General features: G+C 65.8%; 8 protein-coding genes. 7 read left to right on the top strand and 1 reads right to left on the bottom strand.

The features are described from left to right. The 5 genes from QZ149_RS09725 to QZ149_RS09705 form a co-directional block, all read left to right on the top strand. A partial coding sequence (locus QZ149_RS09725) for a PH domain-containing protein (protein WP_291451237.1) occupies positions 1-664 on the top strand: 664 nt, incomplete at its 5' end. Between the two features lie 25 nt (positions 665-689). Continuing rightward, positions 690-1,577 (top strand): DUF2520 domain-containing protein, encoded by an 888-nt coding sequence (locus tag QZ149_RS09720; RefSeq protein WP_291451235.1) that lies wholly within the window; start codon positions 690-692, stop codon positions 1,575-1,577. Between the two features lie 115 nt (positions 1,578-1,692). Then, positions 1,693-2,637 (top strand): pantoate--beta-alanine ligase, encoded by a 945-nt coding sequence (gene panC, locus QZ149_RS09715; RefSeq protein WP_291451234.1) that lies wholly within the window; start codon positions 1,693-1,695, stop codon positions 2,635-2,637. Then, a complete protein-coding gene (gene panD / locus QZ149_RS09710) occupies positions 2,634-3,068 on the top strand; it encodes an aspartate 1-decarboxylase (protein ID WP_009648537.1) in 435 nt (144 codons plus the stop codon). The genes panC and panD overlap by 4 nt, the downstream gene beginning before the upstream one ends. Positions 3,069-3,424: 356 nt before the next feature. Beyond that, on the top strand, positions 3,425-5,044 hold the full coding sequence (locus QZ149_RS09705) for a lysine--tRNA ligase (RefSeq protein ID WP_291451233.1): 1,620 nt from the start codon (positions 3,425-3,427) through the stop codon (positions 5,042-5,044). 115 nt (positions 5,045-5,159) lie between these two features. Here QZ149_RS09705 and QZ149_RS09700 read toward each other — a convergent pair whose 3' ends face one another. Beyond that, on the bottom strand, positions 5,160-6,101 hold the full coding sequence (locus QZ149_RS09700; RefSeq protein ID WP_291451239.1) for a sugar-binding domain-containing protein: 942 nt from the start codon (positions 6,099-6,101) through the stop codon (positions 5,160-5,162). Between the two features lie 309 nt (positions 6,102-6,410). Here QZ149_RS09700 and QZ149_RS09695 point away from each other — a divergent pair, with 309 nt between their 5' ends. Both QZ149_RS09695 and glpK read left to right on the top strand, forming a co-directional pair. Next, the gene (locus tag QZ149_RS09695; RefSeq protein ID WP_291451232.1) at positions 6,411-7,196 is read left to right on the top strand and encodes an MIP/aquaporin family protein; all 786 of its coding nucleotides are present in this window, start codon (positions 6,411-6,413) and stop codon (positions 7,194-7,196) included. 155 nt (positions 7,197-7,351) lie between these two features. Then, positions 7,352-8,875, top strand: a complete 1,524-nt coding sequence (gene glpK, locus QZ149_RS09690) for a glycerol kinase GlpK (RefSeq protein ID WP_009648566.1) — start codon at positions 7,352-7,354, stop codon at positions 8,873-8,875. The last annotated feature ends 32 nt before the right edge of the window (positions 8,876-8,907 follow it).

The raw sequence follows: 8,907 nt of genomic DNA, 5'->3' as shown, positions 1-8,907 counted from the left end.
TCCGGGACGCATCCAGGCCATCGAGGTGAGCCAGCCGCTGATCTGGCGACTGTTTGGCTGGTATCGCGTGGAGATCACGCAGGCCGGCAACGCGGCGCACACGTCGGACGAAAAGAATAAGGGCATGCAGGTGGATGTGGCCTCCGACGTGCTGCTTCCCGTCGGCAGTCGCACGGAGGTCATCCAGGCGATCGCGATGGCGATCCCGGACCTGGGGACCGATGATCCTGACGGCTTCCTTGAGTCCCTTCGCGTGGGCACGGGCGAGGACCGCTGGATGACACCGATCCCGCCTAGCGCGAGGATTCTGGATCCTCTCGTGTACAAGCGCCGAGCCTTCGGCCTGACCGATGCCATGTTTGCGATCCGCGACGGCTTCTTCAACCGGCGCTTCTCGATCATCCCTCTGACACGCATCCAGTCGGTGTCGCTGCATCAGGGACCCATTCAGCGCTGGCGCCGCGTCGCTTCCGTGCGCGCCGCGCTGGTCCCCGGACCGGTGGCATCCCTGGCCGAGCATGTCGAGGCGGGCCGCTCGCTGGAACTGTGGGCGCAGCTGTCGCAGGCCTCGAAGGTCCGCCGCGAAGCCGAGAAAAGCGAGCGCTGGCTCTCCCGTGTCACCGAGGTTGTCGAGGCAACCACAGGCGACGCGAGCGACAAGTAGGACGCGGATCGGCGACAATATGACCATGAGTACCCCCGGACGCCTCGGCATCGGCATCATCGGCATGGGCCACGTCGGCCCCGTCATTGGCTCCGCTCTGCGCGCCGTCGGGCATCAGATCGTCGCCGTTTCCGCGTCCTCGGACGCCTCGCGCGAGCGGGCCGACGCGATGCTGCCCGGAGTGCCGCTCGCCTCCCCCGAAGAGGTCGCGCGGCGCTCCGAAGTCGTAATCCTGGCCGTCCCCGACGACCAGATCGGCCCCCTCGTCTCCGGACTCGCCGACCTCGGCGCGTGGCAGACCGGGCACATTGTCATCCACCTCTCCGGTGCCTCGGGTACCGCCCTGCTGGCCCCGGCTTCGACCGCCGGAGCGATCCCCCTGGCCATCCACCCGGCGATGACCTTCACGGGGACCAGCGTCGACGTGGCGCGCCTGGTCGGCACCCCCTTCGCGGTCACGGCTGCCGCCCCCTTCCTGCCCATCGCCCAGGCCCTCGTCGTCGAAATGGGCGGGGAACCCGTCATCGTCGCCGAGGAGGACCGCCCCCTCTACCACGCGGGCCTCGCCCACGGTGCTAACTTCATTGCCGGCATCACCGTGCAGACGACGCGCATCCTCGCCGCGGCTGGCATCGATAACCCTGCCCTGTACGTGCGGCCCCTCCTCGAGGCCGCCCTCGACCGTGCCCTCACCGAGGGCGTCACCGGCATCTCCGGACCCGCCGCCCGCGGCGACGCCGGTACCATCGCCGCCCACGCCTGCTGCCTCGCCTCTCGCGAGGAACTCGCGGGGGAACGCGACACCTACGCGGACATGACCCGCGCCCTCACGCGCCTCCTGCGCGAGGCCCGGCTCCTCGACGAACGCGCCGCAACAGCCGTCGAGGCAGCCCTCCTCGACCTCGGAGCGTAACCTCCCCCTGTGGGAACGATCCCGCGCGACCCAGCCCAGGCCTCGTCCATAACGCAGGCGTGAGGATAGCGACTCTATTTCGCGTCGGCAGGTCAATATTTGCAAGAATAGAAATATGATCCACCGTCCCATCCTGACACACACGCGCGCCCAACTGGCCGAGGCACTGACGAAGCTGCCCGGCACGAAGGCACTCGTCATGACCATGGGTGCCCTGCACAACGGACACCTGCAGCTCGTGCGCGAGGCGCAGCAGCTCGCTGACCACGTCATCGTCACGATCTTCGTGAACCCGACGCAATTCGCGCCCGGCGAGGACTTCGACGCCTACCCGCGCACCCTGGACGCGGACATGGACGCGCTCGAGACAGTGGGCGCGGACCTCGTGTGGGCGCCCGCACCGCAGGACGTGTACCCGACCCCCGTGACCGTGTCGATTGACCCGGGTCCCATCGCGCGCGTCCTCGAAGGAAAGACGCGTCCCACGCACTTCGCGGGCGTCGCCCTCGTGTGCTCCAAGGTTGTCAACCTCGTACGCCCCGACGTGGCCCTCTACGGGCAGAAGGATGCCCAGCAGTTGGCCGTCCTGCGCACCGTCTTCACCCAGCTTGACATCCCCGTGCGCGTCCACGCTGTGCCGATCATGCGCGCCGAGGACGGTGTGGCCCTGTCCAGCCGCAACCAATACCTCAGCGACGACGAGCGCGCCCGCGCCCGTGCGCTGTCCCGCTCGCTGCGCCGCGGCGTTGAGGTCGCCGAGGCCGGGGCCGAGCCTGCGGCCATCGTGGCGCAGTGCCGCGCGGTCATCGAGGCCGAGGGCGGCATTGACTTGGACTACATCGCGCTCGTCGATGCCGGGACCTTTGAGATCCTCGCGGGTACCGAGTCCGTGCCCGTCGGTGAAGGAACGGGCGCGTCCACCGTGGCAGCCGACGGCACGCGGCAGGGAAGCCTCCTCATCGCCGCCAAGGTCGGCACTACCCGCCTCATCGACAACATGGAGGTGGCGCTGCACGCCGCCCCCTGTTCCTGCTCCACCCACACGGGGGACCTCGCATGATGGAAATGACCCGCGAGATGGCGATCGGCAAGATCCATCGCGCCGTTGTCACCGGTGCCGACCTGCACTACGTCGGTTCAATCACCGTGGACGAGGACCTGCTGGACGCCGCGAACATCGTACCCGGCCAGAAGGTTGACATCGTCAACGTCAACAACGGCGAACGCCTCTCCACCTACACGATTGCCGGATGGCGTGGCTCTGGCACCATCCAGCTCAACGGTGCGGCCGCCCACAAGGTGAACGTCGGCGACCTCGTTATCATCATGGCCTACGCCCAGGTGCCCGAGTCCCTCGTGCGCCAGGTCAAACCCTCCGTCGTCTTCGTCGACGAGGCCAACCGGATCGTCAGCGCCGGTGACCACGCGGGCACCGTCCCCGAAGACTCCGAGCGCGCCCGCGCGCTGGGCCTGAAGAGTTCCGGCGTCTAACTGGGACGCAGTGCTAGCGTCCACACGCCTGAGTGGACGCTAGTCGAGGCCGTGCGTATCCGGATAGGTTGCGCGCACGCGGATAGGTTATACGCATCCGGATAGGTTATTAACCTATCCGGATGTTCGTTACCTATCCGGATGCGTGTTGCTGCCCGCAGACGGCAGCCACAACATGCGCTGGATTGTGGCCACAACGCGCGCCAGTAGCATCTGACCAGCGCCAATGCACTGGCTGCGCCAGCATGGCGAGCAAACCCCTTCGTAGGGGCACACCCCGACGCTCGCGCGCCTGCGTGACCTGCTCAACCGGGCCACTGCCTCGTCGCCTCCTCAGAACCCGCTACGATAGGCGCATGACTGATTCTTCTTCCACCCCCACGCAAGCCCCCGCCGACGACACCCCCGAGCAGGTCAAGGTCCGCGCGGCGAAGCGCGAGCGCCTCATGGAGGCGGGCATCCCCGCCTACCCCGTGCTCCTGCCTATTACGACGACCATCAAGAAGGTGCGCGAGCAGTACTCCCACCTTCAGCCCGGTGAAGAGACCGAGGATTACGTGGGCCTGGCGGGCCGCGTCGTCCTTGCTCGCAACGGCGGCAAGCTCTGCTTCGCGACCCTCATGGACGGCGAAGGCAACAAGATCCAGGTTATGCTCTCCGCCGCCTCAGTCGGTGCCGAGTCCCTGGCCGCCTACAAGAACGATGTCGACTTGGGCGATCACCTCTTCGTTCACGGCCGCGTGATCTCCTCGCGCCGCGGCGAGCTGTCGATCTTTGCGACCCCCGCGGAGGTCACCCCCGAGGCTCAGGCCGCCTACGAGGCCGCCTCGAGCGCCCTGCCCGCCCCCGACGCCTCGTGGGCCATCGCCTCCAAGGCGCTGCGCCCCCTGCCTAAGACCTGGACCACCGAGGACGGCGAGGAGATCACGCTGTCCGAGGACCAGCGCATCCGCCGCCGCGAACTCGACCTGATCACGCGACCCGCCGCACGCGACATGGTCCGCATCCGCGCGGCTGTCAACCGCTCGCTCCGCGAAAACTTCTTCCGCCGCGACTACATCGAGCTTGAGACGCCGATGCTGCAGATGATCCACGGTGGCGCGGCTGCCCGCCCCTTCACGACGCACATGAACGCGCTCGATACCGAGCTCTACCTGCGCATCGCGACGGAGATCTACCTCAAGCGCGCGGTCGTCGGCGGCGTGGACCGCGTCTTCGAAATCAACCGCAATTTCCGTAACGAGGGCATGGACTCCTCCCACAGCCCCGAGTTCACGGCGCTGGAGGCCTATGAGGCCTACTCGGACTACAACGGCATGGCCGACCTGACGCGCGACCTCATCCAGCAGGCTGCGCGCGACGCCTTCGACCTGTCCGAGGGCGAGGAAATCGTGCGCCTGGCCGATGGCACCGAGTACGACCTGTCGGGCGAGTGGGATCGCATCGACCTGTACGGTTCTACCTCTGAGGCCCTGGGCGAGGAGATCACGGTGGAGACGCCGCGCGAGACCCTCGTCAAGTACGCGGAGCGCATCGGCCTGGAGGTCGACGACTACGCGGTTTCCGGCAAGATCGTTGAGGACATCTTCGAGGAACTTGTCGGCTCTAAGCTGTGGGCCCCGACCTTCGTCTATGACTTCCCGGAGGATACCTCCCCGCTGACCCGCTACCACCGCTCGCGCCCCGGACTGACCGAAAAGTGGGACCTGTACGTGCGCGGTTTCGAGACGGGTACCGCCTACTCTGAGCTGGCCGATCCGGTCGTCCAGCGCGAGCGCTTCGAGGCGCAGGCCCTCGCGGCTGCCAACGGCGACCCGGAGGCCATGGTCCTCGACGAGGACTTCCTCATCGCCATGGAGCAGGGCTTCCCGCCGTGCGGCGGCATGGGCATGGGCATCGACCGCCTGCTCATGGTCCTGACCGGCCAGGGCATCCGCGAGACGATTCCGTTCCCGCTGGTCAAGCGCCTGGGCTGATTTGAGCCGATAAAGGGCCACGGCCTCGTTCCTTCCATGGACGAGGCCGTGGCCCTTCGTGTTGTCGCGCGCGCCTTGGTGAGCGGTGCGGGAGTGAGGCGCGGGGGAGGAGAGTCTAGCCGCGCGGCCCGTGATGTAGGGCGCGCGTGTGGACGAGGTCGAGGAGTTCGTGAGCGGCTCCGTCGTCCAGGACGAGGTCGGTGGCGACCCCGGCGCGCAGGGCTCCGAGGAGGGGGAGGGCCTTGGAGGCTCCGGAGACGACGCACAGGCGCTTCGGTATCTTTTTGAGGGTGTCGGGCGTGGGGCCGGAAGCGCGCTCGTTGAGGTGCATGTCGGTGGAGCCGTCCTCGCGGATGAGGACCGTGCACACGTCGCCGACGACCCCGTCGTTTTGGGCGGAGGCGATCTCGATGGGTTCGAGGAAGCCTCCCGAGTAGACGTGGGAGGGCAGGCGCGCAGACATGGATCCGACGCCGAAGAGGGCGACGTCCGTGTTATCGATCGTGTCGAGGACGGATTGGACGGAGCGTTCGCGCCACAGTGCTTTCTTGGTGTCCGCGTAGTCGAAGAATGCGGGGACCGGGAAGTTGACGATCCGTCCCCCGATGGCCTTGGCGGCGCGCGAAATAATGGCTTCGGCGTAGGGCATGCCGGATTCGGTGGCTGTTGAGGCACCGTTGAGCTGGACGACCGTTGAACCCGCAAAGGACACGTGCGGCATAGCTCGTGTGACTTCGGCGGTCGTGTTGCCCCACGCGATGCCGAGGGTCACGCCGGGGAAGAGCATGTCGATGAGATGCTCGGCGGCGACCAGGGCGACGTTGTGGAGGCGGTTGACCTCGGTGTGGACGTCGTGGACGGGCACGACAGAGACCTGCACGCCGAAAAGGTCCGCAATCTGTCCGGCGAGTGTGCCTTTGGTCCCAGGAGACGCGGAGACGGAGATGCGGACGAGTCCGACTTCTCGCGCGTGGGCGAGCAGTCGGGACACGGAAGAGCGCGATATCTGCAGGTGGCGGGCGATTGTCTCCATCGTCTGCCCCTGCAGGTAGTACATTGAGGCCGCCTCGTGCGCCTGTTCGTCACGTATTGTCACGTTTTCTAGTGTGCCATGCACAAGCGTGCAGATGTGTGATTTTGAGTATCCATTCCTGTGTCGGCGGGTTACATTTGTCTGCGACAGATGGTCAGGGTTACACCCGAAGCAATGAACGAACGTGCATTTGGTTGGGCTAACGTGCATGGAGTGCCATACTTGGTGTGACCCGTCAACAATATCTGCGTGGATACTGTTCGATGGCACACAGTTATCGGCGGAATACCACCGTGACCCGACGTGAAGGCGCGTCGGAGAAAGATAGGAAACATGCTCTCAACACTGTTCCCGGCAGCCGTAGAAACGGCTGTCCCTACCGTGAGCCAGATTTTCATGTCTGAGTTCCTCGGCACAGCTGTGCTGCTGCTCCTCGGCGGCGGCGTCGTCGCCACGAACCTGTTGCCCAAGTCCAAGGGCAAGGATGGCGGCTGGCTGCTCATCAACTGGGGATGGGGCCTCGCGGTCTTCGCCGGCGTCTACGTCGCGTTCCGAACCGGCGGCCACCTCAACCCTGCCGTCACGATCGCCAAGGTCGTCGCCCATGTGTTCGACCCCAGCGTCACCCTGGCGGGCAACATCCCCGTCACCGGCGTCAACGTTGCCGTCTACATCGTTGCCCAGTTCCTTGGTGCCTTTGTCGGTGCCGTCCTGTGCTGGCTCACCTTCAAGAAGCACTTCGATGAGGACTGCGACCCCGCCCTTAAGCTGGGTGTCTTCTCCACCGGCCCCGAGATCCGCTCCTACGGTTGGAACTGCCTCACTGAGGCCATCGGCACCGCCGTCCTGATCCTGTGGGTCTTTGTCTCCGGCTACACCGAGACTGCCGTCGGCCCGCTCGGCGTCGCCCTCATCATCGTCGTCATCGGCAACTCCCTCGGTGGCCCCACCGGTTACGCCATCAACCCGGCCCGTGACCTCGGCCCCCGTATCGCTCACGCGATCCTGCCCATCAAGGGCAAGGGTGGCTCCGACTGGGGTTACTCCTGGGTTCCGGTCGTCGGCCCCATCGTCGGTGCCATCGCCGGTACTGTTTTCTACTACGTCACCCTCGCCTGAGGGTGAGTGCGCGGGCGAGGTCGCCACGGCCTCGCCCGCACGATCCCCAGCGTTGGGGACCAACAAGTTCATAGGGGCACCGATGCCCCGCAAGCCGCGCAGGTGGCCCGGCGCGGCCTACACAACGACGTGAAAACGCCTCCGAAAGGATACTCATGACCACCACCGAAAAGTTCGTTCTCGCCATCGATCAGGGCACCACCTCGACCCGTGCGATCATCTTCAACCACTCCGGCGAGATTATCTCCGTCGGACAGAAGGAATTCACCCAGATCTTCCCGAACCCGGGCTGGGTCGAGCACAACCCCCTCGAGATCTGGGAGACCACGCGTCTGGTCGTCGCCGAGGCTCTGCAGGCGGCGGAGATCAACCGTCACCAGCTGGCTGCCGTGGGTATCACCAACCAGCGTGAGACCACGGTTGTGTGGGACAAGAACACCGGCGAACCCGTGTACAACGCGATCGTCTGGCAGGATATGCGCACCTCCGACATCGTTAAGGAGCTTGAGGGCGACGAGGGGCCGGATCGCTTCCGTCAGATCTGTGGCTTGGGCCTGTCCCCCTACTTCTCCGGCTCGAAGATCAAGTGGATCCTGGACAACGTCGAGGGTGCTCGTGAGCGCGCTGAGGCCGGCGACCTGTACTTCGGCAACACCGACTCCTGGGTTCTGTGGAACCTGACGGGCGGCGTCAACGGCGGCGTGCACTGCACGGATGTCACCAACGCCTCGCGCACGATGCTGATGGATATCCGCACGCTCTCCTGGCGCGAGGACGTCTGCGAGATCTTCGGTATCCCGATGTCGATGCTCCCCGAGATCAAGTCCTCCTCCGAGATCTACGGCTACGGGCGTAAGAACGGTCTGCTCATCGACACCCCGATCGCCGGTATTCTCGGCGACCAGCAGGCCGCGACCTTCGGCCAGGCCTGCTTCGAAAAGGGCATGGCGAAGAACACCTACGGCACCGGCTGCTTCATGCTCATGAACACCGGCACAGAGCCCGTCTTCTCCGACAATGGCCTGCTCACCACGGTTGCCTACAAGATCGGTGACCAGCCGGCCGTCTACGCCCTCGAGGGTTCCATCGCCGTTGCCGGCTCGCTCGTCCAGTGGCTGCGCGACAACCTGGGCATGATCGTCAAGTCTTCTGACATTGGCAAGCTGGCCAGCACGGTTGAGGACAATGGTGGCGTCTACTTCGTCCCCGCGTTCTCCGGCCTGTTCGCTCCCTACTGGCGTTCGGATGCTCGCGGCGCGATCGTGGGCCTGACCCGCTACGTGAACAAGGGTCACATCGCCCGTGCCGTTGAGGAGTCGACCGCGTTCCAGAGTGCCGAAGTCCTCGACGCGATGAACGCCGACGCCGGCGTGCCGCTCAAGGAGCTCAAGGTTGACGGCGGCATGACGCACGACGACCTGGTCATGCAGTTCCAGGCTGACCTGTGCGGCGTGGACGTCGTTCGCCCGAAGGTCATCGAGACGACCGCCCTGGGTGCCGCCTACGCGGCCGGTATGGCGGTGGGCTTCTGGTCGGGCACCGACGACGTCGTGGCCAACTGGCAGGAGGGCAAGCGTTGGACGCCGTCCATGGAGCCGGCCGAGCGCGACCGCACGTACCGCCTGTGGAAGAAGGCTGTCACGCGGACGCTCGACTGGGTTGACGACGACGTGAAGTGATTGTCACCCCTTGAAATTGACGAGGCCGGGGC

The organism is Actinomyces sp. ICM47 (assembly GCF_905369875.1).
GTDB lineage: Bacteria > Actinomycetota > Actinomycetes > Actinomycetales > Actinomycetaceae > Pauljensenia.
Note: the sequence above shows the minus strand (reverse complement) of the source record. Positions and strands in the feature narration are given on the sequence as shown.

Bases quoted from the DNA above. Each gene is read 5' to 3' on its own strand.
- QZ149_RS09700 (WP_291451239.1), bottom strand. From the start codon at position 6,101: ATGTACTACCTGCAGGGGCAGACGATGGAGACAATCGCCCGCCACCTG.
- QZ149_RS09705 (WP_291451233.1), top strand. From the start codon at position 3,425: ATGACTGATTCTTCTTCCACCCCCACGCAAGCCCCCGCCGACGACACC.
- QZ149_RS09720 (WP_291451235.1), top strand. From the start codon at position 690: ATGAGTACCCCCGGACGCCTCGGCATCGGCATCATCGGCATGGGCCAC.
- panD (WP_009648537.1), top strand. From the start codon at position 2,634: ATGATGGAAATGACCCGCGAGATGGCGATCGGCAAGATCCATCGCGCC.
- glpK (WP_009648566.1), top strand. From the start codon at position 7,352: ATGACCACCACCGAAAAGTTCGTTCTCGCCATCGATCAGGGCACCACC.
- panC (WP_291451234.1), top strand. From the start codon at position 1,693: ATGATCCACCGTCCCATCCTGACACACACGCGCGCCCAACTGGCCGAG.
- QZ149_RS09695 (WP_291451232.1), top strand. From the start codon at position 6,411: ATGCTCTCAACACTGTTCCCGGCAGCCGTAGAAACGGCTGTCCCTACC.